30 protein-coding genes and 2 tRNA genes are annotated in these 26,472 nt (G+C 70.8%); 19 read left to right on the top strand and 13 right to left on the bottom strand.

From position 1 onward, the window contains the following. Positions 1 to 95: 95 nt before the first annotated feature. Both ACP6CK_RS06700 and ACP6CK_RS06695 read left to right on the top strand, forming a co-directional pair. The gene (locus tag ACP6CK_RS06700) at positions 96 to 1,379 is read left to right on the top strand and encodes a Gfo/Idh/MocA family protein (RefSeq protein WP_426958105.1); all 1,284 of its coding nucleotides are present in this window, start codon (positions 96 to 98) and stop codon (positions 1,377 to 1,379) included. A 138-nt stretch (positions 1,380 to 1,517) separates the two neighbouring features. After that, on the top strand, positions 1,518 to 2,687 hold the full coding sequence (locus ACP6CK_RS06695) for an MFS transporter (RefSeq protein WP_426958104.1): 1,170 nt from the start codon (positions 1,518 to 1,520) through the stop codon (positions 2,685 to 2,687). A gap of 54 nt (positions 2,688 to 2,741) precedes the next feature. Here ACP6CK_RS06695 and rpoH read toward each other — a convergent pair whose 3' ends face one another. Both rpoH and ACP6CK_RS06685 read right to left on the bottom strand, forming a co-directional pair. Next, on the bottom strand, positions 2,742 to 3,626 hold the full coding sequence (rpoH, locus tag ACP6CK_RS06690) for an RNA polymerase sigma factor RpoH (protein ID WP_426958103.1): 885 nt from the start codon (positions 3,624 to 3,626) through the stop codon (positions 2,742 to 2,744). A gap of 262 nt (positions 3,627 to 3,888) precedes the next feature. After that, positions 3,889 to 4,869 (bottom strand): RluA family pseudouridine synthase, encoded by a 981-nt coding sequence (locus ACP6CK_RS06685; RefSeq protein ID WP_426958102.1) that lies wholly within the window; start codon positions 4,867 to 4,869, stop codon positions 3,889 to 3,891. Here ACP6CK_RS06685 and ACP6CK_RS06680 point away from each other — a divergent pair. The 4 genes from ACP6CK_RS06680 (at position 4,856) to ACP6CK_RS06665 (ending at position 5,860) form a co-directional block, all read left to right on the top strand. Further along, positions 4,856 to 5,137, top strand: coding sequence for a DUF6476 family protein (locus ACP6CK_RS06680; protein WP_426958101.1), 282 nt, complete (start codon positions 4,856 to 4,858; stop codon positions 5,135 to 5,137). The genes ACP6CK_RS06685 and ACP6CK_RS06680 overlap by 14 nt on opposite strands. Continuing rightward, positions 5,137 to 5,328, top strand: coding sequence for a DUF2256 domain-containing protein (locus tag ACP6CK_RS06675; protein WP_426958100.1), 192 nt, complete (start codon positions 5,137 to 5,139; stop codon positions 5,326 to 5,328). Before ACP6CK_RS06680 ends, ACP6CK_RS06675 begins: the two co-directional genes overlap by 1 nt. A 21-nt stretch (positions 5,329 to 5,349) precedes the next feature. Next, positions 5,350 to 5,425, top strand: a tRNA-Glu gene (locus tag ACP6CK_RS06670). A gap of 252 nt (positions 5,426 to 5,677) precedes the next feature. Further along, positions 5,678 to 5,860: a Flp family type IVb pilin gene (locus tag ACP6CK_RS06665; RefSeq protein ID WP_426958099.1), complete on the top strand. Its 183-nt coding sequence runs from the start codon at positions 5,678 to 5,680 to the stop codon at positions 5,858 to 5,860. Positions 5,861 to 5,942: 82 nt separating this feature from the next. Here ACP6CK_RS06665 and ACP6CK_RS06660 read toward each other — a convergent pair whose 3' ends face one another. The 3 genes from ACP6CK_RS06660 to ACP6CK_RS06650 form a co-directional block, all read right to left on the bottom strand. Continuing rightward, a complete protein-coding gene (locus ACP6CK_RS06660) occupies positions 5,943 to 6,233 on the bottom strand; it encodes a hypothetical protein (RefSeq protein ID WP_426958098.1) in 291 nt (96 codons plus the stop codon). Positions 6,234 to 6,463: 230 nt separating this feature from the next. Further along, positions 6,464 to 7,885 (bottom strand): type I glutamate--ammonia ligase, encoded by a 1,422-nt coding sequence (gene glnA, locus ACP6CK_RS06655; protein ID WP_426958097.1) that lies wholly within the window; start codon positions 7,883 to 7,885, stop codon positions 6,464 to 6,466. Between the two features lie 112 nt (positions 7,886 to 7,997). Beyond that, positions 7,998 to 8,336: a P-II family nitrogen regulator gene (locus ACP6CK_RS06650; RefSeq protein WP_426958096.1), complete on the bottom strand. Its 339-nt coding sequence runs from the start codon at positions 8,334 to 8,336 to the stop codon at positions 7,998 to 8,000. Between the two features lie 309 nt (positions 8,337 to 8,645). Here ACP6CK_RS06650 and ACP6CK_RS06645 point away from each other — a divergent pair, with 309 nt between their 5' ends. Continuing rightward, on the top strand, positions 8,646 to 9,848 hold the full coding sequence (locus ACP6CK_RS06645) for an aminotransferase (protein WP_426958095.1): 1,203 nt from the start codon (positions 8,646 to 8,648) through the stop codon (positions 9,846 to 9,848). Between the two features lie 107 nt (positions 9,849 to 9,955). Next, a tRNA-His gene (locus ACP6CK_RS06640) sits at positions 9,956 to 10,028 on the top strand. A 29-nt stretch (positions 10,029 to 10,057) separates the two neighbouring features. Here ACP6CK_RS06640 and ACP6CK_RS06635 read toward each other — a convergent pair. Continuing rightward, complete coding sequence (locus ACP6CK_RS06635; protein WP_426958094.1) at positions 10,058 to 10,216, bottom strand: hypothetical protein; 159 nt, start codon at positions 10,214 to 10,216, stop codon at positions 10,058 to 10,060. A gap of 167 nt (positions 10,217 to 10,383) precedes the next feature. Between ACP6CK_RS06635 and ACP6CK_RS06630 the strand changes: the two genes are divergently transcribed. Next, positions 10,384 to 11,151: an SDR family oxidoreductase gene (locus ACP6CK_RS06630; protein WP_426958093.1), complete on the top strand. Its 768-nt coding sequence runs from the start codon at positions 10,384 to 10,386 to the stop codon at positions 11,149 to 11,151. On the opposite strand, the gene ACP6CK_RS06625 is transcribed toward ACP6CK_RS06630, so the two are convergent. Next, a complete protein-coding gene (locus ACP6CK_RS06625; protein ID WP_426958092.1) occupies positions 11,152 to 11,625 on the bottom strand; it encodes a DUF1203 domain-containing protein in 474 nt (157 codons plus the stop codon). A gap of 117 nt (positions 11,626 to 11,742) precedes the next feature. Here ACP6CK_RS06625 and ACP6CK_RS06620 point away from each other — a divergent pair, with 117 nt between their 5' ends. Beyond that, the gene (locus ACP6CK_RS06620) at positions 11,743 to 12,549 is read left to right on the top strand and encodes an aspartate dehydrogenase (RefSeq protein ID WP_426958091.1); all 807 of its coding nucleotides are present in this window, start codon (positions 11,743 to 11,745) and stop codon (positions 12,547 to 12,549) included. Between the two features lie 166 nt (positions 12,550 to 12,715). On the opposite strand, the gene ACP6CK_RS06615 is transcribed toward ACP6CK_RS06620, so the two are convergent. Next, on the bottom strand, positions 12,716 to 13,690 hold the full coding sequence (locus ACP6CK_RS06615; protein ID WP_426958090.1) for a Bug family tripartite tricarboxylate transporter substrate binding protein: 975 nt from the start codon (positions 13,688 to 13,690) through the stop codon (positions 12,716 to 12,718). A gap of 11 nt (positions 13,691 to 13,701) precedes the next feature. Then, positions 13,702 to 14,652 carry an isocitrate lyase/PEP mutase family protein gene (locus ACP6CK_RS06610; RefSeq protein ID WP_426958089.1) on the bottom strand — a complete coding sequence of 317 codons (951 nt, stop codon included), beginning with the start codon at positions 14,650 to 14,652 and terminating at the stop codon, positions 13,702 to 13,704. A 368-nt stretch (positions 14,653 to 15,020) separates the two neighbouring features. On the opposite strand from ACP6CK_RS06610, the gene ACP6CK_RS06605 reads away from it, so the two are divergent. Together ACP6CK_RS06605 and ACP6CK_RS06600 are read left to right on the top strand one after the other, a co-directional pair. Next, positions 15,021 to 15,755 (top strand): hypothetical protein, encoded by a 735-nt coding sequence (locus ACP6CK_RS06605; RefSeq protein WP_426958088.1) that lies wholly within the window; start codon positions 15,021 to 15,023, stop codon positions 15,753 to 15,755. A 179-nt stretch (positions 15,756 to 15,934) separates the two neighbouring features. Beyond that, entirely contained in the window at positions 15,935 to 16,552 is a 618-nt protein-coding gene (locus tag ACP6CK_RS06600) for a hypothetical protein (RefSeq protein ID WP_426958087.1), read from the top strand. 8 nt (positions 16,553 to 16,560) lie between these two features. Here the strand turns inward: ACP6CK_RS06600 and ACP6CK_RS06595 are convergent, their stop codons facing one another. The 3 genes from ACP6CK_RS06595 to ACP6CK_RS06585 form a co-directional block, all read right to left on the bottom strand. Next, positions 16,561 to 17,736: a M20 aminoacylase family protein gene (locus ACP6CK_RS06595; RefSeq protein ID WP_426958086.1), complete on the bottom strand. Its 1,176-nt coding sequence runs from the start codon at positions 17,734 to 17,736 to the stop codon at positions 16,561 to 16,563. A 77-nt stretch (positions 17,737 to 17,813) separates the two neighbouring features. Continuing rightward, positions 17,814 to 18,650, bottom strand: a complete 837-nt coding sequence (locus ACP6CK_RS06590; RefSeq protein ID WP_426958085.1) for an SDR family oxidoreductase — start codon at positions 18,648 to 18,650, stop codon at positions 17,814 to 17,816. 14 nt (positions 18,651 to 18,664) lie between these two features. Continuing rightward, positions 18,665 to 19,357, bottom strand: a complete 693-nt coding sequence (locus ACP6CK_RS06585) for an extensin family protein (protein WP_426958084.1) — start codon at positions 19,355 to 19,357, stop codon at positions 18,665 to 18,667. Positions 19,358 to 19,498: 141 nt separating this feature from the next. On the opposite strand from ACP6CK_RS06585, the gene rplM reads away from it, so the two are divergent. From rplM to ACP6CK_RS06555, 6 genes are all read left to right on the top strand, one after another. Further along, positions 19,499 to 20,011, top strand: coding sequence for a 50S ribosomal protein L13 (gene rplM / locus ACP6CK_RS06580; RefSeq protein WP_426959885.1), 513 nt, complete (start codon positions 19,499 to 19,501; stop codon positions 20,009 to 20,011). 2 nt (positions 20,012 to 20,013) lie between these two features. Then, entirely contained in the window at positions 20,014 to 20,511 is a 498-nt protein-coding gene (rpsI, locus tag ACP6CK_RS06575; protein WP_426958083.1) for a 30S ribosomal protein S9, read from the top strand. A gap of 128 nt (positions 20,512 to 20,639) precedes the next feature. Then, positions 20,640 to 21,596 (top strand): N-acetyl-gamma-glutamyl-phosphate reductase, encoded by a 957-nt coding sequence (argC, locus tag ACP6CK_RS06570; protein ID WP_426958082.1) that lies wholly within the window; start codon positions 20,640 to 20,642, stop codon positions 21,594 to 21,596. Then, positions 21,593 to 22,135 (top strand): gamma carbonic anhydrase family protein, encoded by a 543-nt coding sequence (locus ACP6CK_RS06565; RefSeq protein WP_426958081.1) that lies wholly within the window; start codon positions 21,593 to 21,595, stop codon positions 22,133 to 22,135. Before argC ends, ACP6CK_RS06565 begins: the two co-directional genes overlap by 4 nt. Beyond that, the gene (locus tag ACP6CK_RS06560; RefSeq protein ID WP_426958080.1) at positions 22,132 to 22,692 is read left to right on the top strand and encodes a hypothetical protein; all 561 of its coding nucleotides are present in this window, start codon (positions 22,132 to 22,134) and stop codon (positions 22,690 to 22,692) included. The genes ACP6CK_RS06565 and ACP6CK_RS06560 overlap by 4 nt, the downstream gene beginning before the upstream one ends. 68 nt (positions 22,693 to 22,760) lie before the next feature. Continuing rightward, complete coding sequence (locus ACP6CK_RS06555; protein WP_426958079.1) at positions 22,761 to 23,387, top strand: hypothetical protein; 627 nt, start codon at positions 22,761 to 22,763, stop codon at positions 23,385 to 23,387. A gap of 57 nt (positions 23,388 to 23,444) precedes the next feature. On the opposite strand, the gene ACP6CK_RS06550 is transcribed toward ACP6CK_RS06555, so the two are convergent. Then, on the bottom strand, positions 23,445 to 25,697 hold the full coding sequence (locus ACP6CK_RS06550; protein WP_426958078.1) for a PHA/PHB synthase family protein: 2,253 nt from the start codon (positions 25,695 to 25,697) through the stop codon (positions 23,445 to 23,447). Positions 25,698 to 25,816: 119 nt separating this feature from the next. Here ACP6CK_RS06550 and ACP6CK_RS06545 point away from each other — a divergent pair, with 119 nt between their 5' ends. Next, positions 25,817 to 26,437: a hypothetical protein gene (locus ACP6CK_RS06545; RefSeq protein WP_426958077.1), complete on the top strand. Its 621-nt coding sequence runs from the start codon at positions 25,817 to 25,819 to the stop codon at positions 26,435 to 26,437. The last annotated feature ends 35 nt before the right edge of the window (positions 26,438 to 26,472 follow it).

The raw sequence follows: 26,472 nt of genomic DNA, 5'->3' as shown, positions 1-26,472 counted from the left end.
CAATCGCCCGCGCGAATGGCGGGCATGGGCTTGGCGGATCGGGCAACGGGGCCAGTTCGGGGGCGTTCCCCGCACTCCCCGACATGGAGACCCGCATGGCCCAGGATCAGGATGGCGCGACCCGCCGCGGCCTGCTGCGCGCGACAGGGCTGACCGCGGCCGGCGTGGCGATCGGTGCCGCCGGCGCGCCTGGCTACCCGCCGCCATCGCCGATCGATGCCGGCGGCGTCCAGGACGGGCGCGTGCGCTTTCCAGAATGGCGCGGCGATGCGGAGCCGCCCTCCGCGCCCACGCCCAACCCGCTGCCGCCGGGGGAGCGGGTGGGCTACGCGATCATCGGCCTCGGCCGGATCAGCCTGGAGGAGACGCTGCCCGCCTTCGCGGAATCCCGCATGTCCCGCCCGGTGGCGCTGGTCAGCGGCAGCCCGGAGAAGGCTCGCACCGTCGCGCGACGTTACGGCATCGCGGAGGGCAGCATCTACTCCTACGAGGAGCTCGAGCGTCTGCGCGAGAACCGCGAGGTGCAGGCCGTCTACATCGGCCTGCCGAATGCGATGCACCGGGAATACGTGGTGCGCGTCGCCGGCATCGGCAAACATGTGCTGTGCGAGAAGCCGATGGCGACGTCGCCGGAGGAGGCGGCCGAGATGGTCACGTCCTGCGCCCGCGCGAATGTTCGCCTGATGATCGCCTATCGCTGCCAGTACGAGCCGTACAACCGCGCGGCCATCGAGATCGTACGGCGCGGGGAACTGGGGAAGCTGCGCTTCATCGAGGCGACGAACGTCCAGTCCTCCGGCCCGGCGCCGCAGTGGCGCTTCTCCCGCCGGCTGGCCGGTGGCGGGGCGTTGCCGGATATCGGGCTCTACTGCCTGAACGCGGCCCGCTACGTCACGGGGGAGGAGCCGGACCAGCTCTTCGCGTCCTCTTACAGCCCGCCCGGCGACCCGCGCTGGGCCGAGATCGAGGAGAGCGTCTCCTTCGGCCTGCGCTTTCCCTCCGGGGTCGTGGCGAACTGCCTCTGCGGCTACGACGCTTTCAACGACAAGACGCTGCGCCTGCACTTCGAGCGCGGCACGGTCGAGATGCCCGACGCCTTCTCCTATGAGGGGCAGCAGATGTACGTGTCCCGGCGCGAGGGGCAGATCGCCGTCCGGGAGCAGCGGCGCATCCCGCATAAGAACCAGTTCGCGCTCGAACTCGACCACTTCTCCGAATGCGTGCGGGCGAACCGCCAGCCCCACACGCCCGGCGAGGAGGGCGCGCATGACCAGGCGCTGATGGCGGCGATCTACCGCTCCGCCGCCGAGGGCCGGCCGATCCAGGCGCCGAAGCCGCCCGGGCCGACGCGCGGGCCGGCGCCGTCCTCCGAATCGTAACAGGCTGCGCGGGCGCCGCCGGTTGACTTGGCGGCGTCCGCGCGGGCATGAGGCCGCCGCCGGGACAGTCGGCCGTAAGCGTTCACGTCAACCAACGCGCCAACGGGCCGATCCGGCCCTCCTTGAGGCGCGCGCACCATGCAGCCATCCTCCGAGAACCCGTCCGCCTGGCGGCTCCTGCCGCTGTCGGCGATCATCTTCACCGGGTTCATCTCCATCGCCCTGCCGCTCCCGGTGCTGTCGCTGCACGTCCATGACGGGCTGGGCTTCAGCCTCGTCACCGCAGGATGGGTGGTCGGCCTCCAGTCGCTGGGGACCATTCTCACACGGCCCGTCGCGGGGGCGCTGACCGACCGGCACGGGGCGAAGCGCGCCGTGCTCATGGGGCTGCCGCTGGCAGCGGTATCCGGACTCGTCTACCTCGCCTCCACCTGGGTCGCTGATCCCTGGCTGTCCCTCGCCGTGCTGCTGGTTGGGCGGCTGATCATGGGCCCGGCGGAGAGCCTTTTCCTCATCGGCGCGATGAGCTGGGGCATCGCCCGGCTCGGACCGCGGCGGACGGGCGTGGTGATGACTTGGCAGGGCATTGCCATGTTCGTGGCCCTCGGGGTCGGCGCGCCGGTCGGGCTCTGGGTCATGGGGCGGTTCGGATTCCCGGGCGTCGCGATCGCCGCGATCCTCCTGCCGCTGATCGGCCTGCTGGTGGCGGTGGGGTTGAAGGCGGTGGCGCCCGCGGGCGGGGGAAAGCGCGCCTCCTTCCTCAGCGTGCTCGGCATCGTCTGGCGGTACGGCGCCGTCCTCTGCGCCGGCATCGCACCGCAGGCGATGCTCGGGAGCTTCGTCGCGCTCTACTTCGCGGCCCGGGGCTGGGAGGGGGCCGGGCTGGCGCTCACCGGCTTCGGCATCGGCTTCATCCTCGTCCGGCTCTTCTTCTCGCACCTGCCGGACCGGGTGGGCGGGCGGCTCGTGGCCGGCGTGTCGCTGGCGGTGGAGGCGGTCGGGCAGGCGCTGCTGCTCGTGGCGCCGACGTCGTTGGTGGCCCTGATGGGAGCGACGCTGACCGGGGCGGGCTTCTCACTCATCTACCCGGCCATGGGGGTGGAAGCGGTGCGGCGCGTGCCCGAGTCCAGCCGCGGCCTGGCGATCGGCAGCTTTTCCGCCTTCGTGGACCTCGCGGTAGGGCTGTCGGCGCCGCTGGCAGGGCTGCTCGTCCTGATCGGCGGCCATGGGGCCGTGTTCGCGGCCGGGGGGCTGGGGTGCCTCGCGGCCATCGCGCTTCTCCTCTTCTCCGACCGGCAAAGGGCATGAAAAAGGGGCGGCGGATTGCTCCGCCGCCCCGTTCGATCCAGAATCTGGTGCTGATCAGGCCACCGCGAGCCGCTTCTCGACGATCTGCTGCTTCATGTTCTTCTGCAGCTTCTCGAAGGCGCGAACCTCGATCTGGCGAACCCGCTCGCGCGAGATGTTGTACTGCTGGGACAGCTCCTCCAGCGTGGTGGGCTCGTCCTTCAGGCGCCGCTCGATCAGGATGTGACGCTCCCGGTCATTCAGCGATTTCAGCGCGTTGTCGAGCAGCGTGCGGCGGTTGGACATGTCCTCCCGGTCCGCGAGCTCGCTCTCTTGGCTCTCGCTCTCGTCCACCAGCCAGTCCTGCCACTCGCCCTCGGAGTCCGCGCGGATGGGCGCGTTCAGCGAGTTATCGGGGCTGGCCAGGCGCCGGTTCATGGACACCACGTCCTGCTCCGGAACCTGGAGCACGCGGGCGATCTTCTCGACCTGCTCGGGCTTCAGGTCGCCTTCCTCCAGCGCAGCCATCTGGCCCTTCAGCCGGCGCAGGTTGAAGAAGAGCTTCTTCTGCGCGGCCGTGGTGCCCATCTTCACCAGGGACCAGGAGTGCAGGATGTACTCCTGGATCGCGGCGCGGATCCACCACATGGCATAGGTCGCGAGGCGGAAGCCACGGTCCGGGTCGAACCGCTTCACCGCCTGCATCATGCCGACGTTGCCTTCGCTGATCAGCTCACCAACCGGGAGGCCGTAGCCGCGGTAGCCCATGGCGATCTTCGCCACGAGGCGGAGGTGGGAGGTGACGAGCTTGTGGGCCGCGCCCTCGTCCTGCACGTCGCGCCAGCGCTTGGCGAGATTCAGCTCTTCCTCCGGGGAGAGCATCGGAAACTTGCGGATCTCCTGCAGGTAGCGGGAGAGATTGCCCTCTGGGGCCATGGGAATCGTGGCAAGGGAAGCCATATACGCATCTGCCTCCTGAGCCGATCCGGCGCCCCCTGGAATTTGGCGGGCAGAGGATCGACCTTAGCGCACGGACGATCCGTGCATGACCTTCGCGGGACTGGGCCCTGGGCATCTAGAACGCCTGCGAGCCCCGAGGTTTTCGGTGCCTTCGCAGGGCCCGGTTGGGATGCCGTGTTTGGCGCCCTCTGCCGCGGAAGCTGGAGGGGTTGTAATCTGTTCCCGCCCCGTTTGCAAGGAAAACCCGACCGATACAGTCGGGTTACACGCCGTCGAGCGCCTGCAACAAGGCCGCCATGTCGGCCGGCAAAGGCGAGGAAAAGGAGAGTGCCTCGCCTGTCGTCGGGTGTCGGAAGGCCAGGGTGGCCGCGTGCAGGGCTTGGCGGGGGAACGACAGCAGGGCCTCCCGCGCCGTGTCCGGAAGGGATCTGGCTGTCGCGGGGGTGCGGCGCAGGTAGACCGGATCCCCGATCAGCGGATGGCCGATATGCGCCATGTGCACGCGGATCTGGTGGGTGCGGCCCGTGGCGAGACGGCAGCGGAGCAGGGAGCAGGCCGCATCCCAGGCCTGCTCGGTGGCGTAGTGGGTCAGGGCCGGCTTGCCGCCCCGCGTGACCACCGCCATGCGTTTGCGGTCCATGGGATGGCGGCCGACCGGCGCCTCCACGCTGCCCGAGGTGGGGGAGGGGACGCCCCAGGCGAGGGCGAGGTAACTCCGCTCCAGGTCGCGCTCGGCGAAGGCCGTGGAGAGGGCCTGGTGCGCGACCTCGGACTTTGCGACGACCATTACGCCGCTCGTGTCCTTGTCCAGCCGGTGGACGATGCCCGGCCGCTTCTCCCCGCCGATCCCGGACAGCTCCTCCCCGGCATGGGCCAGCACGGCGTTGACGAGCGTGCCGTCCTGGTGGCCGGGCGCCGGGTGGACTACCAGCCCGGCCGGCTTGTCGAGCACGAGGAGGTCACGATCCTCGTACAGGATCTTCAGGTCCATGGCCTGGGGCTGCGGCGCGGTCGGGGCAGGGGGTGGCACCGCGAGCGTGTACCGGCTGCCCGGCCGAAGCCCTTCCGAGGGATCGCGCGTCACCGCGCCGTCCCGCGCGGCGTGCCCCGCCTCGACCAGCGCCTTGACGCGGGAGCGGGAGAGGGGGCCCATGGCGGCGAAGGCCCGGTCCAGCCGCTCTCCGGCCTGGTTTGCGGCCGCGGTGAAATCCAGGGATTCGGGGGGCTCGTTGCGCGCGCTCAAGGTGCTCGTCGTGGGAATGGGGGTGCTGATCGTCGCCGGCACCGTGACGCTGGTGGCGCTGATCGTCCAGCGCGCCGGCGGCGTGCGGCCGGAGCTCCCGGCCGTCGTCGGCGCGCTCGGCCAGCCCGAGGGGGCGCGGATCGGCGGGATCGCGCCCGCGGCGGAGGGGCGGGTGGCCGTCTGGGTGCAGCGGCCGGACGGCGATCGTATCCTGCTGGTGGACGGGCGCAGCGGGCGCCCCGTGGGCGAGGTCCGGCTGGGGGAGTGATGGCGCACCGCAAGCCGTCCCTGCCGGAGAAGACCTGCGTGACCTGCGGCCGTCCCTTCGCGTGGCGGCGCAAATGGGCCCGCGACTGGGAGGCGGTGCGCCACTGCTCCGGCGCCTGCCGGACGGGCCGTCATCCAGCGGCGCAGGAAAAGCGCGCGGGGCGGCTTGATCGCCCCGCGGAGGGCGGCTAGAAGGCCGCCTCCGCAGGCTTAGTCCCCATCGTCTAGAGGCCTAGGACACCGCCCTCTCACGGCGGTAACAGGGGTTCGAATCCCCTTGGGGACGCCATTCGCGTCAGCAATACGGACGCATTCGGCCAGCACGGCCGACCTGCCGAATTATCCAGCGCTTGCTTCTGACGATCGCAGTGCGTCCTGCGACATGCGGTCCCGTACGCCGCTAGGAACGCCGGCCATGCCGAGGCGGCGTTTCGGCTTAACGAAATCTCCAAGTTGTTCCGCGACCATGGCGAACTGCGCGGCAACCGGTCATCCGCTGGCGATTGTCCGCGCGCAGGAAGGGCCCTGTGGGGACGAAACCATGAACGATCTCGCTCCCGCCAGGCGCGGCGCGCACAAGCTTCTTAAGGATCGCCGGGGCGTGACGGCGTTGGAGTACGGCCTGATCGCGGCGTTCCTCTCGGTCGTGCTGATCGCCGTGGTGCCGGGGCTCGCCGAAGGGCTGCGGACGACCTTCACGCGGATCACCGGTAGCCTGACCTAGCGCCGGCCTCGCCGAGGGGCGGGGCTGAACCGTCCTCTCCCCTTGGTTCGCGGATACGCGCCGGAAGCCGGACGGGGGCGTGTCAGCGCCAGCGAACCGCCACCGACAGGGTCTCCGGGCGACGCCGCCGGCCGAAGACGGTCAGCTCCAGCGTCCAACTCCGGGTGCCGGTGTCGTAGGTCGGCGGGGATTCGGCCCGGACCTCGCAGCGCAGGCGCGTGCCGACGCTCTGGGCGACGCAGTCCCAGCGGTCCTGACCGGACGGTACCCAGCTCCCGTGCTCCACGCCGTTGAGTGTGTAGAAGACCGCGGTGAGCGGCACCGGGCGATGCGCCTCGGCCGCGCTCAGGGTCATGGCGTCGACGCTGTACAACAGCACTCTCTCCCTCAGGGGAACGGGGCGTTCACCTCTGATGTCCCGACCCTGTGTGGAAAATGCGGCGAGGACGCCGTGGAGACTTCCCCAGCATGTTGGGTGCGCGTCGCGCAGCTAGTCCGCGCGCGTCTGGTGCGCACGGGATCGAGGCTCGGTCGGGGCGAAGCGGAAAATGAAAAGGGCGGCGCCGAAGCGCCGCCCCCATTCGGATCGCCCGGGCCCGAGGCTCAGACGGAGTAGTACATCTCGAACTCGACGGGGTGCGGCGTGTGCTCGAACTTGTACACGTCCTGCCACTTCAGCTCGATGTAGGACTCGATCTGGTCCTTGCCGAACACGTCGCCGGCCAGGAGGAACTCGTGGTCGGCCTCGAGGGACTGGAGCGCCTCCCGCAGCGATCCGCAGACGGTCGGGATGCCCTTCAGCTCCTCCGGCGGCAGGTCGTACAGGTCCTTGTCCATCGGGTCGCCCGGGTGGATCTTGTTCTTGATCCCGTCCAGCCCGGCCATGAGCATCGCCGCGAAGGCGAGGTAGGGGTTCGCGCCCGGATCCGGGAACCGCACCTCGACGCGCTTCGCCTTCGGGGAGGTCGCGTAGGGGATGCGGCAGGAGGCCGAGCGGTTGCGGGCGGAGTAGGCCAGCAGCACCGGCGCCTCGAAGCCCGGGATCAGCCGCTTGTAGGAGTTGGTCAGCGGGTTCGTGAAGGCGTTCAGCGCCTTCGCGTGCTTGATGATGCCGCCGATGTACCACAGCGCGTAGTCCGACAGGTCCGCGTAGCCGTTGCCGGCGAAGAGCGGCTTGCCGTCCTTCCAGATGGACTGGTGCACGTGCATGCCGGATCCGTTGTCGCCGTAGATCGGCTTCGGCATGAACGTCGCGGTCTTGCCGTAGCTGTGGGCGACGTTGTGGATGCAGTACTTGTAGATCTGCATGTGGTCGGCCTGCGTGATCAGCGGGCCGAACTTCGTGCCGAGCTCGTGCTGGGACTGCGCCACCTCGTGGTGGTGCTTCTCGCCCAGGACGCCCATCTCCATCATCGTGGAGAGCATCTCGGCGCGCAGGTCCTGCTCGGAGTCTACGGGGGCGACCGGGAAGTAGCCGCCCTTCACGCCGGGGCGGTGGCCCATGTTGCCCTCGGGGAAGTCCTTCATGGACGCGCCGGGGCCTTCGCCGCTCTCAAGCTTGTAGTGGCCGTAGTTGCCGCCGGTGCCGAACTTCACGTCGTCGAACACGAAGAACTCGGCCTCGGGGCCGAAGAAGGCGGTGTCGCCGATGCCGGTGGACTTCAGATACTCCTCGGCCTTCTTCGCCGTGCCGCGGGGGTCGCGGTTGTAGCGCTGGCCGGTGGAGGGCTCATAGATGTCGCAGAAGAGGATCAGCTGCGGCTTCGCGCTGAAGGGGTCCATGCAGGCGTTCAGCGTGTCCGGCATGAGGATCATGTCGGACTCGTTGATCGCCTTCCAGCCGGCGATCGAGGAGCCGTCGAACATGATGCCTTCGGCGAAGGTGTCTTCCTCGACCGTGGAGACATGCTGGGCGGTGTGCTGCCACTTGCCCTTCGGGTCCGTGAAGCGGAAGTCCACGTACTCGACAGAGTTCTCCTTGATCATCTCCATCACCCTGGAGACGCTGTCCTTGTCATTCGCCATCGCGTTCGTCCTGTTCCCCTTATGACGCGTTGATGGACGCCCGCGCGAGGCGGTGTCCCTACTCTCCTCCCGCGCCCGCCCCGATCCGGGAAGGGGGCGCGGACGGCAATTCCTACACGGCCTCCTCGCCGCGCTCGCCGGTGCGGATGCGCACGACGTCCTGCACGTCGGTGATGAAGATCTTCCCGTCCCCGATACGGCCGGTGCGGGCGGCCGCGGTGATCGCCTCAACCGCCCGCTCGCACAGGTCGTCCGAGCAGATCACCTCGATCTTCACCTTGGGCAGGAAGTCCACCACGTACTCGGCGCCTCGATAGAGCTCCGTGTGGCCCTTCTGGCGGCCGAAACCCTTCGCCTCCACGACGGTCAGGCCCTGCAGGCCGATCTCGTGCAGCGCGTCCTTCACCTCGTCGAGCTTGAAGGGCTTGATGATGGCTTCGATCTTCTTCATCGGCTCCGCATTCCCGCGGGACGGGGTGCGTCCCGCTCCTCCCGCGTCATTGGCCAGACCAGGCGGTCCGGCGGGGCGGACGTTGCACAACCCATGCCGGGGCTGCAATGCCGGCGCCTCCCGTTTTTCCCCTGCCTGCCTCCCGCGCCGACCAAGGCGCAGGCAGGATGCCCATTCCAGCGGCAGCCCGGGCGGGCCCGATTGCGCCCGGGCAGGTCCGTCCCCATCATCGGGCCTCGCCCGGGGCCGGGGCGGGGCTCGCTCGCCCGGATCGTCGGGCCGCCCCCGCCGCGAAGGCGCTGCTTGCCCATGACCGCTCCCGCCAAGTCCCAGAACGCGCTTCTCTCGGCCACCGGCACGACCGTCTTCACGGTGATGTCCGCGCTCGCCGTGCAGCACGGCGCCATCAACCTCGGCCAGGGCTTCCCGGATTATGAGGGGCCGGAGGATGTCGTACGGGCGGCCGCCGACGCCCTGATGGACGGGCGCAACCAGTACCCGCCCCTGACCGGCGTGCCGGAGCTGCGGACCGCCGTGGCCGAGGCGAACCGCCGTTTCTACGGGCTGGAGGTGGACCCGGCGAGCGAGGTGGTCGTGACCTCCGGCGCGACGGAGGCGATCACCGCCTGCCTCATGGCCGTGCTCGACGCCGGCGACGAGTGCGTGCTGATCGAGCCGCTCTACGACACCTACCTGCCCGTCGTGCGGATGCTCGGCGCGGTGCCGAAGCTCGTCCGGCTCACCCCGCCGAGGTGGGAGCTGCCGCGCGCGGAACTGGCCGCCGCCTTCGGGCCGAAGACGAAGGCCATCCTGCTGAATTCGCCGATGAACCCGGCCGGCAAGGTCTTCACGGCGGCGGAGCTGGCCTTCGTGGCCGACCTGGTCCAGCGACACGGCGCCTACGCGATCTGCGACGAGGTGTACGAGCACCTGACCTTCGACGGCTGGTCCCATATCCCGCTGATGACCCTGCCGGGCATGCGGGAGCGCTGCATGCGGATCGGCTCCGCCGGGAAGACCTTTTCCCTGACGGGGTGGAAGGTCGGGTACATCACAGCGGACCGGTCGTTGGCGCAGAACGTGATGAAGGCCCACCAGCTCCTGACCTTCACCACGCCGCCGAACCTCCAGCGGGCGGTCGCGGTCGGGCTGGCGAAGGGGGACGACTACTTCGCGGGTCTTTCGACCTCCTTGCAGGCGAGGCGGGATCGGCTGGGGGCCGGACTGGCCGCGCTCGGCTTCGGAGTGCTGCCGACCCAGGGCTCCTACTTCATCACGACCGACTTCCGGCCTCTTGGCTTCAACGGCGATGACGTCGCCTTCTGCCGGCACATCACGGAGACGGCGAAGGTGACGGCCATCCCGGTCTCCGCCTTCTACGCCGGGCCGGATGCCCCGACGCACTATGCCCGCTTCGCCTTCTGCAAGGGGGAGGCGGTTCTGGACGAGGCGCTGGCGCGCCTGGCCGCCTGGAAGGCGTCCCGCGGCGGCGAGGTCCGCGCCGCCGGATAGGCGACATCCGGTGAGGGCCGTGTTGACGGCGGCCCTGGCGCCGATCTAAACGGCCAGCCCGGCGGCGGTGCCGCCGGGCCATCCCGTTCTCGGATGGCGGGCCTGTGGCGGCCTTAGCTCAGTTGGTAGAGCGTCGGCTTGTGGTGCCGAATGTCACGGGTTCGAGCCCCGTAGGTCGCCCATCCCTCTCGCCGGTCCTGGCCTGTGCCTCAGTCCAGGAGGCACGCGACGCCCATGCCGATCAGGCCCCAGAGCAGCCCTGAAAGGCCGAAGACGATCGGCATCGAGAAGGAGAGCGGCAACCGCTCCTGCGGGGCAGGATCCGTTCGGAACGCCGGGGCGGCCGGCAACGTCCAGGTCAGGCTCATGACAAGGCCCCTCGGGGGTTAGCGGAAAAACGCAGCGCGTGATCGGGCGCGTCATCACACTACCGTGGGTTGTGTTAAAATCCAGTGTGAGTTGACAGCCCTGCGTACGGCCCTCGAATGCCGTCCCAGGACCCGACGGGATGCCGGGCCTCGTTCGAGGAAACATCATGAAGCTCTCGCTGGACGGTCGCCGCGCCCTCGTTACCGGGGGCTCGAAGGGGCTCGGCCTCGCCATGGCCCGCGCCTTCACCGAGGCAGGGGCGCGGGTGGCCCTGGTGGCGCGGGGCGAGGCGGCCCTGGCTGAGGCGGCGAAGGGCCTTCCGGGCAGCGTGCCCGTCTCGGCGGACATCGGCACCGCCGAGGGATGCGCGAGCGCCTTCGCGGCGGCGGAGGCCGCGCTCGGCGGGGTCGACATTCTGGTGAACAATGCCGGCACCTCGCGCCGCGGGCCGTTCCTCGGGATCTCCGATGCCGACTGGCAGGGCGACCTGGACCTGAAGCTCTTCGCAGCCATCCGGCTCGCGCGGCTCTGCTGGCCGGGGATGCAGGCCCGCGGCTTCGGGCGGATCATCAATGTGCTGAACACGGGCGCGAAGGCGCCGCCCGCGACCGGCGCGCCCACCGCGGTGTCCCGCGCCGCCGGCATGGCGCTCACGAAGGTGCTGGCGGGGGAGGGCGCCGCGATCGGGATCAACGTGAACGCGTTGCTGGTCGGCAAGATCGACAGCGATCAGTGGGTCCGTCGCCATGCCGCCGACCCGAAGGGGCAGACCTACGAGGAGTGGATGGCCGAATCGGGCAAGGCCATCCCCATGGGGCGCATGGGCAAGGCGGAGGAGTTCGCCGCCATGGCCCTCGCGCTCGTGTCCCAGGCCGGGGACTACGTGACAGGAACCGCCATCAACGTGGATGGCGGGCTCAGCCCGGTGGTCTGATCAGGTCCGCTCCACCCGGCAGAGCAGGCAGCCCGGCCGGGCGGTGTGGATGTTGACGTAGGCCGTGCGCGGATCGGCCAGGGCGGAGGCGAGCGGGGCATCTGCCGCATCGCCCGGCCCGACATGGCCGAGGTCGTACAGGCACATCCCCTCCGCGTCGTAGGAGCGGAGGGAGATGAGCGAATTGTCCCGCACGATCGGCGCGATGACGTTCTGCGCGTCGTATCGGGGGCATGTCTCCGCGTGCAGGAAGATCGGGCTCGGCGTCCAGTAGACCGAGCGCGGCAGCGGAAGGTCGTAGGAGGCAAGGAGCATCGCCTCGCCCAGCCGGCCGGACCGGAGGCAGTGGCGGCAGGGGAAGCCCGACCCGTTCACCACGCGGCGATGGACGGTGCCGCCGCGGTCATCCACGCCGGTGTGGCGGAAGCGATCGGCGGTTTCGGTGGCCATGGCGATGCAGCGGAAGCCGGGCATGGGATCACTCCAGGGAACCGGCGCAGACTGCGTTCGGCCGCCGCGCGGCCACCATCCGCGGATTGCTTCGGCATGGCGCGCGGGCGATAGGGGCGCGGCATACCGGAGGGGAAACGGATGACGAGGACGGTCGCCATCGCGGGGCTGGGCGCGATCGGGCTGGAGGTGGCACGGGCGCTCGATGCGGGCGTCGAGGGGCTGCGGCTGGTGGCCGTGGCGGCGCGGGACGCGGAGAAGGCGGCGCGCAACCTCGCGGGCCTCAGTGCGAAGCCGGCACTGGTGCCGCTGGAGGCGTTGGCCGACGAGGCGGACATCGTGGTCGAGGCCGCGCCCGCCGCGGTGTTCGAGGCCATCGCCGTCCCGGCGATCCGGCGGGGCCGGATCTTCATGCCCTCCTCGGTCGGCGCGCTGCTGCCGCGGATGCACCTGGTGGAGGAGGCGCGGCGGACCGGCGCGCGGATCGTCGTTCCGACCGGGGCGCTACTCGGGCTGGACGCGGTGCGCGCCGCCGCGGAGGGCAAGGTGGAGAGCGTCACGATCCAGACCCGCAAGCCGCCGCGCGGGCTGGAGGGCGCGCCCTACCTCATCGAGAAGGGGCTCGACATGGGCGCGGTGACGGAGCCCACGCTCATCTTCACCGGCAATGCCTTCGATGCCGCCCGGGGCTTCCCGGCGAACGTGAATGTCGCCGCCGCGCTCGGGCTGGCCGGGATCGGGCCGGAACGGACGATGGTGGAGATCTGGGCCGATCCCACCGTCACCCGCAACACCCACACCATCCGCGTGGAAGCCGAGACGGCCCGCCTGACCATGACGATCGAGAACGTGCCGAGCGAGAGCAACCCGCGCACGGGCAAGCTCACGCCGCTCTCGCTCATCGCCTGTCTGCGCGGGCTGGTTTCGACGCTGAAAGTTGGGAGCTGATGGGGTGGCTGCCCCGGGAAAGGCTTCGCCTTCCCCGGACCCCATCCACCAGGGGGTGAGCGCACCCCCTGCACCCGCGTTCTGTTAAGGGGCTGTCGCGAACACCAACGGGGCCGGCGCTGGGTGCGTGCTTCGAACGGGCCCTCCAGAATTCACCCGTGCCGCATCAGCCGAACGTGGCGCCAGAGGCGCGGACCACGGGTGCCCACCGCGCCGCCTCGACCCGCACGTGCTCCGTGTACTCGGCCGGCGTCATCTGGCCGACATCGCTGCCGATCTCTGCGAGCCGCGCCCGTACCCGGTCGGAGGCCAGCACCTGCCGCGTCTCCGCCGCCAGCCGCTCCACGATCGGCGCGGGCAGGTTGGCCGGGCCCGAAAGGCCGTACCAGGGCGCGTTCACCAGATCGACGCCGGACTCTCGCAACGTGGGCACGTCGGGGAAGAGCGGGCTCCGCGCCTCGCCGCTCACGGCCAGGGCACGCACGGACCGTGCCTGGATATGGGCGATGGAGGAGGGCAGCGTGTCCGCCATCACGGGCACGGTGCCCCCGATCACGTCCGTCATCGCCGGACCCGCCCCGCGATAGGGAACGTGGTTGAACCGCGCGCCGGTGATCTGCGCCAGCCGCACCATCAGCATGTGGTTGGAGGAGCCGGACCCGGACGTGGCGTAGTCCACCCCGTCCGGCCGGGACTTCGAGAGGGCGATCAGCTCTTGCAGCGTCTGCGCCTCGAAGCGGGGGTTCACCTCGATGACCGAGGGATTGGTCACGAGCAGGGCGACATGGGTGAAGTCGCGCACCGGGTCGTAGCCGGGGTTGGGATAGAGCGCGGGCGAGATGGCGTGGCTCGCGATGTTGGACAGCATCACCGTGGTGCCGTCCGGCCGCGACTGGGCGCAGAGCTGGGTGCCGAGCGTGGCACCGGCCCCGCCGCGATTCTCCACGATCACGGGCTGGCCGAGCCGCTCGCCCAGCCCCTCCGCGACCAGCCGGGCGATCAGGTCCGTGGAGCCGCCCGGCGCGAAGGGGACGATGAATCGGATCGGGCGGTCCGGCCAGGCCTGGGCGCGCGCGGCCCGGCCATCGGCGAGGAGGGCCGCCGCGGCCAGGGTGGCGCGGCGGGTCGGGCGATGGATCATGGCCGGCCCTTTCAGGCTTTCGCCGGGGCGGCTTGATAGCGGTTCTCCAGCGCCCGCCAGGTGCTGTTGTCGAAGAGCTGCCACAGCGCGCCGTGGCTGAGCATTCGATCCGCCATGGCGTTGGTGGAGCCGGTCTCCTTCAGCGAGGCCAGGAGGTCGAGACCCGCCTTGGCGAAGAGACGGGTCAGCGCGTTCGGGTAAATGGCGAAGCGGTAGCCGAGCTCCTGCAGGCGCGCGGCGGGCAGGATGGGCGTCTTCCCGCCCTCGACCATGTTGGCCATCAGCAGCGAGTCCGGCATCGCCTGGCCCACGGCCGCCAGCTCCGCCTCGCTCTCCGGGCTCTCCACGAAGATGATGTCGGCGCCGGCCTCCTGATAGGCCGCAGCGCGTTCGAGCGCGGCGTTCAGGCCGTCGGTGCTGCGGGCATCGGTGCGGGCGATGACAACGAAGTCCGGATCGCGGCGTCCCTCCGTCGCGGCCTTGATGCGTTGAACCATCTCCTGCACGGAGGCGAGGCGCCGGCCGGGCTCGTGGCCGCACTTCTTCGGCCACTCCTGGTCTTCCATCTGGATCGCGCTGACGCCCGCGCGCTCGTACTCGCGCACCGTGCGGATGACGTTCAGCGGCCCGCCATACCCGGTGTCGCCGTCGGCGATCACGGGGATGGAGACGACGTCGCAGATGCGACGGACGCGGTCTAGGATCTCGCCGAAGGACACGGCGCCCACATCCGGCGCGCCGAGGGTGCTCATCGAGACGCCGGAGCCGGTGATGTAGACGGCGTCGAAGCCCGCCGCCTCCACCAGCCGGGCGCTGACGCAGTCGAAGGAGCCGGGGGCGATCAGGATTTCCGGGCGGGCGAGACGCTGGCGCAGGCGGGCGTTGCGGCCCTCGGTCCAGGCCAGGCCCACGGGGAAGGCGGGCCGGCCGTCGCGCGGGGTCGGCAAGGAATGGTCGGGCATGGGGGCTCCTCCGGCTGCGCGGGTCCTATGGTCCTGCGGGAACCGGTCGTCCATGCCTGACCCGATCCGCGCGGAGCTGCGCACCCGGTATCGTGGTGCTCCGACGTCCTGCTGGCCCCGTGTCCGGGGCGTTGAGCGCGTTCGCCAGGGTCCCCTTGTTGGTGCCGGCGGCTGAACGGGGATCATCGGGCCGGCGGTGCCGGGCGCGCCTCGAACGCCCTTCCGCCGGGGGCCGTTATCCGCCTTTCGCGGTGAGGGACACACGTCCCGCGACCGACGCGACGTAACAGCGCTAACACGTCCGGTCGCACCGGACCTAATCCTGCTCCTCAGTCCGATAGAACCACGACGCGTTCGAGGAGGCGTCCATGGAGAGGGCATTCCCGGACCAGATCATCCTGAACATGGCCCGCACTTCCCCACTCGTCCGTCGCGAGTGGACGCGACGAGGACGCGCGCCCGTTGGGTACATCATGGGCATGTCCGCGGCCTTCGCCATGGTCTACCGCAAGCTCCGCTCGGCCGACCCGGTCGCGCGCGCCATGGCGATGGCCGAGACCGGCAATCCCGCCAAGGACGCGCTGACGTGGTGCCGACCGCTGTTCTTCCTCAACGGCATGTCGAATGGCGAGAGCGGCGCCGACACGCTGCGGCACCTCTTCGTCTTCATGGTCGGGCTGGGCATGAGGGAGAGCTCGGGATGGTCTGGGGCCGGGCTCGACAAGGACGCGAACAAGGACGGGAAGCATCCCCCGACCGCGCTGAACGCGGAGGCCGGGCTGTTCCAGGTGAGCTACAGCTCGATCGGAGCCAACAGCCTGCTCCGGAAGCTGTTTCAGGATTATCGCGGGCGGACGGACCTCCAGGCGGTCTTCTCGCGCGGCAACCGCCGCGCGGCCTCGCCCAACGTGGGCGCGGGGTCCGGCGCTGCGTTCCAGCACCTGATGAAGACCTGCCCGGCCTTCGCGGTGCAGTACACCGGCGTCGCCCTGCGCTGGAACCGGCGTCATTGGGGACCGGTCAACCGGCGGACGGTGGACGTGTCGCCGCACTGTGACGAGCTGCTTCATCGCGTGCAGGACCACGTGGACTGCTTCGGCTAGGGCCGCGCGGGCGAACTCAGCGGCGTCATCGAACCGGAGGGCGGGCGCGGCACAGGCCGCGCGCGTCTGGCCGCCGTGGTGGCCATCCGGCAAGCTCCAGCGCCAACGCGGCGGAATCGTCCGCCCGGCTGGACGGTGCTGGCCATTCCTGGCGGCCCGGGCCCTCAGGAGACACCGTCATGCCCCGCCCGAACCGTCGCAGCCTCCTCGGAGGAGCGCTTCTGGCCCTTGCGGCAATCGGGCCCGCGGCACGGGCGCAGGATGCCGTTCCGACCCGGCTGCGCGGCACCATCGTGGGCCTGGAGGGGAATGCGTTGACCGTGAACCTTCGAGCCGGCGGAACGGCGCGGGTGATGCTGGCCGAGGCGCTCACCGTCGCCTCGCTCCGGCGGGTCGCACTGGCCGACCTGGCGCCGGGCACCTCAGTCGGAGCGGTGGCGGAGCCGGGGCCGGACGGCGCGCTGCGCGCGGTGGCGATCACGGTGCTGCCGCCGGGGCAGCGGATCACCGAGCTTCAGGTGCCCTGGGACACCGGGCAGGACAGCTCGATGAACAACGGGCCGATCGGCGCGGTGGTGGAGAACGCCGGCGGGCGGGAGCTGACGCTGAGCATCCTCGGGCGAAGCGTGCGGCTTCTGGTCTCGCCGGACACGCCGCTGCTGCAGCCGGTTCCGGCATCGCGCGCCGACCTCGTGCCGGGGCGGGCGGTGTTCATCAACGGGACCCGCGCCGCGGACGGCCAGGTCTCGGCGACGCGGGTCACGGTCGAGAAGGACGGGGTCGCGCCGGTGATCTGACCGGCGGCTCAGTCCGGACGCGGAAGCTGCTGCTCGACGAGCGTTGCCCACCAGGAGGCGCCGACGGGCAGGATGTCGTCGTTGAAGTCGTAGCGGGGGTGGTGCACCTGCGGGTCGTCCGGTCCGCGCCCGGCGCCGAGCATGAGGTAGGCGCCGTCCTTCGCGTTCAGCATGAAGGAGAAATCCTCCCCGCCCATGGTGGGCTTCGGCAACTCGACCACGCGCGCGTCGCCCGCGACCGCGCGGGCGGCCTGGGCGGCCAGGGCGGTGCTCGAAGCCTCGTTGATCGTGGCGGGGTACATCCGGTCGAAGCGCACGGTGGCGGAGGCGCCGAAGGCGTCGGCGATGCCGGTGGCGAGCGAGCGGACCTTGCCCTCGAGGATGTCGCCGACCTCCGGCAGGAACCACCGGGCGGTGCCGCGCATGACGACCGTTTCCGGGATGACGTTGAAGGCGTTGCCGCCCTTGATCTCGCCGATCGTGATCACACCACCCTCCACCGGCTCCACGTTGCGGGCGATGATGGATTGCAGCGCGGTGACGATCTGCGCGGCGATGACGATCGGGTCGTTGCCCTGGTGCGGCATGGCGCCGTGCGCGCCCTTTCCGGTCACGGCGATCTGGATGTCGGCCACCGCCGCCATGATCGGCCCGACGCGCCAGAGAAAGGTGCCGGCCGGGGCGCCAGGCCAGTTGTGGAGTCCGTAGACGCGATCCATCGGGAAGCGGGTGAAGAGTCCCTCCTGCACCATCTTCTCGCCGCCGCCGCCCATCTCTTCGGCCGGCTGGAAGATGACATAGGCGGTGCCGGAGAAGTTCCGCGTTTCGGCCAGATAGCGCGCCGCGCCGAGCAGCATGGTGGTGTGCCCGTCATGGCCGCAGGCGTGCATGAGGCCCGGGGTCTTGGAGGCGTGCGGCAGGCCCGACATCTCCTCGATCGGCAGCGCGTCCATGTCGGCGCGCAGGCCGATCGCGCCGCCGGTGCCGTTGCCGCGGATGACGCCGACCACGCCCGTCCCGGCGATCCCTGTCACCACCTCGTCGCAGCCGAAGGCACGCAGCTTCTCCGCGACGATTCCGCTCGTACGCACCTCCTGGAAGTTCAGCTCCGGGTGCTCGTGGAAGTCGCGGCGCCAAGCCGTCATGTCGGCATGGAACTCGGCGATCCGGTTGATAATGGGCATCGGCCTGCTCGGACTGCGGGAGGGGACGGCTCCTGCGGATCAGGATCGCCCTATCCCAATCATTGAGATGGATTCCGCTAAACCGGATGGAAGGTGCGCGCCAGTCCCTCTTCGAGCGGAAGCGGCGTGAATCCGAGTTCCGCGTGCATCGGACCGATGTCGAAGGCCTTGTCTTCGGTCAGCCGTCGCAATTCCTGACTGCGGATGCGAGGCAGACGCGGCACCGTGCGCAGAATGGCCGCGCCGGCGAGCAGCAAAGGCAACGGGAGCGGCACCACGGGTGGCGGTTTGAAGCCGGCGGCGCGGCAGACGGCGCGCAGGAATTCTGCATAGCGCAACGGTGCGGGCCCCGCGATGACGAGGGCCTGGGCTGAACGCCACTCACGCTGCAACGCCGACAGCAGGGCCCGCGTCACGTCGGACTGGTGGATCGGCTGCACCAGCGCACGACCGCCGTCCGGCAGCGGCGCGATCGGCAATCGCCGGAGCAGCGCGGCGAGGCGTTGCACATTGTCCTCGCCCTCCGCGCCATAGATCATCGTGGGATGCAGGATGACGCCGCGGCGGCCGCTCTCCAGCAGCGCGGCCTCGCCGCGGCGCACGCCGTCGCCGTGCTCGTCCCGCCAGGCGGAGAACCGGCGCGTGCTGCCCATCAGAACGATCTGCGCCTCCGGCGTTGCCGCCGCGAGGATGGCCGGCGCGTGACGGGCGTGCGCGCAGGACACCACGCGACCCGCGCCCGCGAGAGCCGCCTGCAGCGCGAACGGATCGCGCAGGTCTGCCACGCGCGGCTCTCCCGGCAGCCCCGTTGAACGCCAGCGCTCGGGGTTCCGGACCACCGGACGGAACGGCAGGCCGTGCTCTGCCAGCGCGCGGCAGAGCGCGGCGCCGGAGCGGCCGGAGGCGCCGATCACGGCGATGTCCTGGGTCACTGGCACACGCGTGCGCCTCCTCGGTCGAGGTGGAAGTGGTCTCGATGCGCGGCGTTGTAGGCCGGGCCGAGGGTGGCGGCGAAAACGCGGCAGGCGCCGTCCCGCACCGCGGTCAGGAAGGCGCCGGCCGGTCCGTTCGCGCGCCAGTCCCGGGGCAGGCCGACGCTGCGCCCGTCGGCAAGGGTGAAGGCGGCGATGTCGAGCGCGTTGGCGGTGGCATGTTCCGACCGGACGCCGCGTCCCGGCCCGTTCACGTTGCGGCAGTTATAGGCGCCGAGATGCCGCACCGAGACGACGCGCTGGCCGAAGGCGGCGGTGGCGGCGGGCTGGAGGCCGTGGCGCTCGAAGATGGCCCAGGCGGCGGCCACGGGGCAGTTCACCACCGGGGCGAAGGGGGTGAAGGAGACCTCGCCGGCGAGGCGGACGGGGTTGCGGATGCCGCAGCCGTTCCGCTCGGGCTGAGGGGGCAGGCGCTGCACGGGCAGGCCGGCCCGGATCAGGGCCGCGATGCAGGCCTCCGGGTCGCGGTCCAACCCGCCCAGCTTCACCCGCGTCATCCAGTTCGGGGCATCGCGCAGGTCCAACGGTGCCGAGGGGTTCCAGGCCGGCGGCAGGACGATCGCGCGCAAGACCCAAAGGACCGATGCCACGAGGACCGGCAGCACGAGGAGGAGGAGCCAGCGGCGCATCGCAGGTCCAGATAGGGGCGGAAAGGGGCGCCGCGCCAGGGTCGGCTAAGGTGTGGTATGGTGTTACCACACAAGAAATCCTTGACCCGCGCGGCGGTCGCCGCCATACCCCGCCGACACTTCGCACCAGCATCCGAGATCATGCTTCAGACACAGACCCGTTCGATCAAGCCGGCGGAGGTCCAGAAGAACTGGATTCTCATCGACGCCGACGGCCTCGTGCTCGGCCGGCTCGCCTCCCTCGTGGCCAACCGGCTGCGCGGCAAGCACAAGCCGACCTTCACGCCGCACGTGGATTGCGGCGACCACGTCGTCATCATCAACGCCAAGCGCGTTCGGCTGACCGGCAACAAGGCCGAGCAGTCCGTCTTCTACTGGCACACCGGCTACGCCGGCGGGATCAAGGGCCGCACCGTCCGGGAGCGCCTGGACAGCCGCTTCCCCGAGCGGGTGATCGAGAAGGCGGTGGAGCGCATGATCACGCGCGGCCCCCTCGGCCGTCAGCAGATGCGCAACCTGCACGTCTATGCCGGGGCCGAGCACCCGCATGCCGGCCAGTCGCCTCAGCCCCTGGATGTCGGCGCCCTCAACCGCAAGAATGTCGCCGCGGCAAGCGGCGCCAGCAACAGCGCCGCCGCGGCGCAGGCAGCCTGATCATGAGCGAGACGCAGACCACCAACTCCCTCGCGGACCTGAAGAACCTCGTTGCCGGCACGCCGGCCGCGGTGGGTCCGACGGCCGCGCCCGTGCAGCCGAAGCGCGACGCGCTCGGCCGCTCTTACGCGACCGGCCGCCGGAAGAACGCGATCGCCCGCGTGTGGATCAAGCCGGGCAAGGGCACCGTCACCATCAACGACAAGCCGGCGGCGAAGTACTTCGCCCGCCCGGTGCTGCGGATGCTGATCGCCCAGCCCTTCCTGGTGGCGGACCGCTACCAGCAGTTCGACGTGACCTGCACGGTCGTCGGCGGGGGCCTGTCCGGCCAGGCCGGCGCGGTGCGCCACGGCCTGTCCCGCGCCCTGACCTACTTCGAGCCGGGCCTGCGCCCGATCCTGAAGAAGGCCGGCTTCCTGACCCGTGACCCGCGCGTGGTCGAGCGCAAGAAGTACGGCAAGCCGAAGGCCCGACGTTCCTTCCAGTTCAGCAAGCGCTGACGCCACCGGGCTGGCGTCACGCCAGTCCGCACATGGACTGTACATCAGGAGGGGCGGGCCCGGCGGGCCCGCCCCTCTTGCGTTTCCGCAACCCCCAACCCCCAAATGCCACCCCAGAGGAGAGCCAGATGGCCAAGGGTAGCGTCCCGAGCGTCTTCATCGACGGCGAGTCCGGCACGACCGGCCTGCAGATCCTGGAGCGCCTCCAGGCGCTGCCCGGGATCGCCCTGCGCTCCCTTCCCGCCGAGCGCCGCAAGGACCCAATCGCCAAGCGTGACCTCTATGCCGAGGTGGACGCGGTGGTGCTCTGCCTTCCCGATGACGCGGCGAAGGAGGCAGCCGCCCTGGCCGAGGGCCTGGGCGCCCAGGCGCCGAAGCTGCTCGACGCGTCCACGGCGCATCGGGTGAACCCGGACTGGGTCTACGGCTTCGCGGAGATGGCGCCGGGGCAGGAGGCGGCGATCGCCGGCGCGACGCGGGTCTCGAACCCGGGCTGCTACCCCACGGGCGGCATCGCCCTGCTGCGGCCGCTGATCGAGGCGGGGATCATCCCGAAGGACCATCCGATCACCGTGAATGCCATCTCCGGCTATTCCGGCGGCGGCAAGGCGATGATCGCGACCTTCGAGGCGCCGGGCCACAACGCCTTCGAACTTTACGGCCTCGGGCTTGAGCACAAGCACCTGCCGGAGCTGCAGCTCTATTCCGGATTGACGCGGCGGCCGATCTTCGTCCCGAGCGTCGGCGACTATCGGCAGGGCATGCTCGTCTCCGTCCCGCTGCACCTCGACACGTTGCCCGGGACCCCGAAGCCGGCCGACCTTCAGGCGGCGCTGGAGGCGAGCTACCGCCGCTCCTCCTATGTGCGGGTGGTCCCGGGCAACGCGACCGACAAGCTGGAGCCGGAAGGCCTGAACGGCAGCAACCTGCTGGAACTGCGCGTCTATGGGAACGAGAAGCGGCAGCAGGCGGTGCTCGTCGCGAAGCTCGACAACCTCGGGAAGGGCGCGTCGGGAGCCGCGGTGCAGAATCTCGGCCTGATGCTCGGCGTGGACGTGGCCGGCAGGCTGGAGAAGGCCGCGTGAGCGGCCCGCTCTATCCCTTCGACGGGCAGTGGCCGCGGCTGCACGCCACGGCTTTCGTCGCGCCCTCCGCCTCGGTTATCGGGGATGTCGAGATCGGGGAAGCGTCCAGCGTCTGGTACGGCTGCGTGCTGCGGGCGGACACGAACTTCATCCGCATCGGCGCGCGCTCCAACATTCAGGACGGCACCATCGTGCATGTGGCCCGTGGCACCATCCCCGCGATCATTGGGGACGAGGTGACGGTCGGCCATGCCTGCATCGTCCACGCCTGCACGCTGAAGGACCGTGCCTTCGTCGGCATGGGCGCGACCGTGCTGGACGGCGCAGTGATCGAGGAGGGCGGGATGCTCGGCGCCGGCGGGCTGCTGCCGCCGGGAAAGAAAATCGGCCCGAACGAACTCTGGCTCGGATCACCCGCGAAGCTCGTGCGCGTTATGTCGGCGGAGGAGCGCGCCGGCTGGGATCGCACGGCGCACCACTATGCCGAGCTCGCGCAGCGACACCGCGCGAGCCTAGAGGATCGAAAGGCCGCCGAATGAGAAAGCACGCCGCTCTCGCTGCCGCCCTGCTGCTCTCCGCCTGTGGGGCCTATCCCGACAGCCCGGTGCAGCTTCCGCCCGGAGCCGGGGTGGGGCGCTATTCTCCCACTGCCAACGCGATCTCCGGGGCCGCGGAGGCCTTCGGCAACCCGGCCGCGCTTGCCGGCCGGCCGGCAGAGGCGGCGGTGGCGGTGGAGCGGTTGGAATGGCTCGCCGAGGCGGTGCCGCGGAACCTGGAGTTCACCAACTACAGCCCGCTGACCGCGCCCGCCCTGCAAGCGGCGCGCGCCGAGGTCCGCGCGGCGCTCGGCATCGCGCCGGACGCGCCGCCTTCCCTGGTGATCGGCGCGCTGGACCAAGCCTCGTCGGCGCTCGCCCGCGGTGACGCGGCGTCGGCCGACGCCTCCCTCGCCCCGCCGGCCTTCGCGCCGGGCATGGTGGCGCGGCTGTCGCGTCTCCCCTTCTTGCCCCAGGCGAGTTTCGCGACCTCCCGCGCGCGCCGCGACCTCGAATTCGGCCGCGACGAGTACGAGATGGGGTTCCTGATGCGCCGCTGAGGCCGGGCTGGGGTGACGTCGCGGCCCGGACGGGCGATCCTGCCGACACCATGGATCGGACTGTCCTGATGCCGCGCCGCCGCGCCCTGCTTCTCCTCGCCGCCGCGCTGCCCGCCTGCGCGGAGCTGCGCCGCCCCGTCATCGCGGCGCCGCCCCCGCCCGGCCTGCTACCGGAGAACAGCGATCCCGGACGCGCGGCCGTCGCCGTGTTGGCGGAGGATTTCCGGGGTGCCGGGGCCGGCATCGCGAATGACCCGGCCCGGATCGCCCGCGGATCGGCGCTGCTCGAATGGATGGCGACCGAGATCAACGCCCAGCCGCGTTGGGCGCCCCTGTCCCGGGACGTTCGGAACCGGATGCAGGCGGCGCGATCGGAGATGCGGGCCGCGCTCGGGGTCGACCCGCTGGCGCCCACGCCGCGCGTTGCGGCCGCCCTCGGCGCGGCTCACCTAGCCCTCGCGCGTAGCGATCGTGCGGCCGGGGCGGCGGCGCTGTCGGAGACCCTTTTCCCGCGCGGCGGGGAGGTGGCGCTGGCCCGCCTGTCCAACCCCGGTCCGCTGGGTGAGGCGGAGATCGCGACGGGCCTGCTGGCGGAGGAGGTCCGGGTGCTGGACGCGACCGGTGGCTGGACGCCGGGGAGCGGCACGCCGGTCCCGGCGGAGCTGGGCGGCATGGGCGGGCGCCCGGGCTTCTGACACGAAAAGGGCGCCACCCGGGGGTGGCGCCCTGTCCCGCTTTCGGGAATGGCGGCGTCAGTCGCCCGCCATCACCTTCACATAGGCGCCCGGCGCGTCCTCGATCGCCGGCAGGCCGCCGGTCCCGGGAACGCGGGCCGGCACCTTCTCGCTGTCCTGCCCGGACACCCAACGCTGCCAATCCGGCCACCAGGAGCCCGAGAATTCGGTGGAGGCGGTGAACCACTCGTCCGAGGTCGGGGAGGGGGTGTCATTGATCCAGTGGGAGTACTTCCCGGCCTCCGGCGGGTTCACCACGCCCGCAATGTGCCCGGAGGCGGCCAGGACGAAGCGCACCGGCCCGGAGAGGAGGCGACTGCCCTTGTAGCTGCTCTTCCAGGGCGCGATGTGGTCTTCCCGCGTCGCGAGGAAGTAGGACGGGACCTTGATGTCGCGCAGGTCGAGCGCGACGCCGTCCAGCTCGACGCCGCCCGGCTTCACCAGGTCGTTCTGCTGGTACATGCGGCGAAGATAGAAGGAGTGCATCCGCGCGGGCATGCGGGTGCTGTCGCCGTTCCAGAAGAGCAGGTCGAAGGGGAACGGTTCCTGCCCCAGCAGGTAGTTCTGCACCACGAAGGACCAGATGAGGTCGTTCGCGCGCAGCATGTTGAAGGTGGTCGCCATCTCCGACCCCTCCAGATAGCCGCGCTGGCTCATCTTCGCCTCGATGGCCTGGAGCTGCTCCTCGTCGATGAAGACGCCGAGCTCGCCGGCCTCCTCGAAGTCGAGCATGGTGGTGAAGAAGGTCGCCGAGGCGATGCGGTCGTCGCCCTTCTTCGCCATGTGCGCGAGGGTGGAGGCGAGCAGTGTGCCGCCGAGGCAGTAGCCGATCGCGTTCACCTGCCGCTCCCCCGTCGCCTCCTTGATGGCGTCGAGCGCGGCATAGGGGCCGAGGCGCATGTAGTCGTCGAAGCCCATCTCGGCGAGGGACTCATCCGGGTTCACCCAGGAGCAGATGAACACCGTGTGGCCCTGGGAGACGGCCCAGCGGACGAAGGAGTTCTTCGGCCGGAGGTCGAGGATGTAGTACTTGTTGATCCAGGGCGGCAGGATCAGAAGCGGCCGCTTCAGCACCGTCTCGGTCGTCGGGCTGTACTGGATAAGCTGCATCAGCGCGTTCTGGTAAACCACCTTGCCCGGCGTCACGGCGATGTTCTCGCCGATTTTGAACTTGGTGGCGTCCGTCATGCTGATGCGCAGGCTGCCCTTGCCCCGCTCCAGGTCGGAGAGGAGGTTGGACAGGCCCTTCAGCAGGTTCTCGCCGCCGGTCTCGGCGGTCTTCCGCAGGACCTCCGGATTGGTCATCCAGAAGTTCGTCGGGCTCATCGCGTCCACGAACTGGCGGGTGTAGAAATCGACCTTCTGCGCCGTCTTGCTGTCCAGCCCCTCCGCCCCGTGCACGACGTTCGTCACGTAGCGGGAGGAGAGGAGATAGGACTGCTTGATGAAGTCGAAGACCTCGCTCTCGCGCCAGGCATCGTCCTTGAAGCGCTTGTCGCCCTTCGCCTCGGCGATGACGGGATCGACCTGCACGCCCATCATCCGGCGCGCGGTGTTCTGCCAGAGCGTCAGGTAATCCTGCCAGAAACCGATCTGCGCCTGCACGAGCCGCGCCGGGTTCGCCATCAGTCGCGCCGTCATCTCCAGGAAGGCGTTGCCGATGTTGAGCGGGTCGGGGTTGGCCATCGTGCCGCCCTCCGCCTGCTGGCGGCGGAGGAACTCAGAGACGATGCGCTGCCCGCGCTCGGCCACGTCCGACATGGTGCGCGTCACGACGGCTGGATCGGGAAGGCGGAAGGCGGGGGCGTCCTCCTTCTCCTCGGCCTGCCTAGAGGGCTGCGCCGCGGCCTTCAGCGTCGCTGCCGGCGCGGGAGTGGCGGCCGGCGGAGCCGCCGGGGCCGATGCCGGTGCGGCCGGGGCGGTGGCGGCCGGCTGGGCGATGTGCACCCGCGCGACGTTGTCCTGCGCCGTCGCGGCCGCGAGGGCGACCGGGGAGGCCATGGGCTCGGGCGGCGGGGCCGGCGGGTCCGCCAGCACCATGGGCGCTGCCTGCGCCACCTCCTCATCGGCGAGCGTGACGGCCTTGGGCGTAGGCTTCGCCTTCGACACGGCGGCCTTCGCGGCAGCAAGCTTGGCCTTGGTGGGCTGGGGCGGCGCGCCTTCGTTGGGCCCGCCGAGCGCGGCGGCACCGTCCTTCGCCACCTCCGGCGGGGTGCGGCCGCTTTCCGGATGGTCCGTGCCGGTCCGGCCGGTCTCTGCGTCCTGGCTCATTGGCCTTGATGCCTCCTTGGCCCGCCCAGCCGGCGGTGCGGGATCGTCCCACGCTTGGTGCGTCCCCGCTTCCGCCAGGGCGCGTTCTGCGGCAAACCCGTCCCGAAGAGGAGCGCGACATGCAGCAGCGTGCGGCGCCGCCCCGGATGAACCCCGGGCGACGCCTGGAAACTAGGCAGCACAAGGGGGTGGCACAAGCGCGCGCCGGGCACGCGGCCCATGCGCCGCGCGCGTTGGTGTTGCTCGCGACGATGCTGTTGCCCGCCTGCGTCGGCTCTCCGGCCGAGGGCCCCTTCGAGTTCTATCGCCAGCTGACCGGGGAAGCGCTGGAAGGCCGCCAGATGCCGCCGGGGCTGGGGGCGCGTTCCCCGAACCTGTCCGTGGTGCCGGCGCGGCCCGAGCGGGGGCCGGCCGGCGTCCGGGCCGATCTGTCGGCGACGCTGGCCGCCAACCGCGCCGCGGCCGCCAATCCGGCGCCCGTGGGCGCCCCGGTGCCCGATCGCCCGGCGACCGAGGGGGGGGCTGTCGTCCCGGCCGCGCCGCCGCCGCCGCCGCGCATCGTGCCGGCTCCGCCGATCGGGGCCGGACCGGCCACGCTGCTGGTTCCCGGCGCAGCCAGCGGCGCCCAGCCCGCCGCGCCGTCGATGCCCTCGGCACCGCCCGCACCGCCACCGGCCGAGCTGCTGGCGCCCCCGCCGCCGGACCTGTCCGGCCCGCCTCCGCCGCCTCGCGGCCTGTAGCTGCCCCCGCTATCCTCTCACGTTCCTCAACGGAC

The organism is Muricoccus radiodurans, assembly GCF_050154705.1.
GTDB classification, from domain to species: Bacteria; Pseudomonadota; Alphaproteobacteria; order Acetobacterales; family Acetobacteraceae; genus Roseomonas; species Roseomonas radiodurans.
Note: the sequence above shows the minus strand (reverse complement) of the source record. Positions and strands in the feature narration are given on the sequence as shown.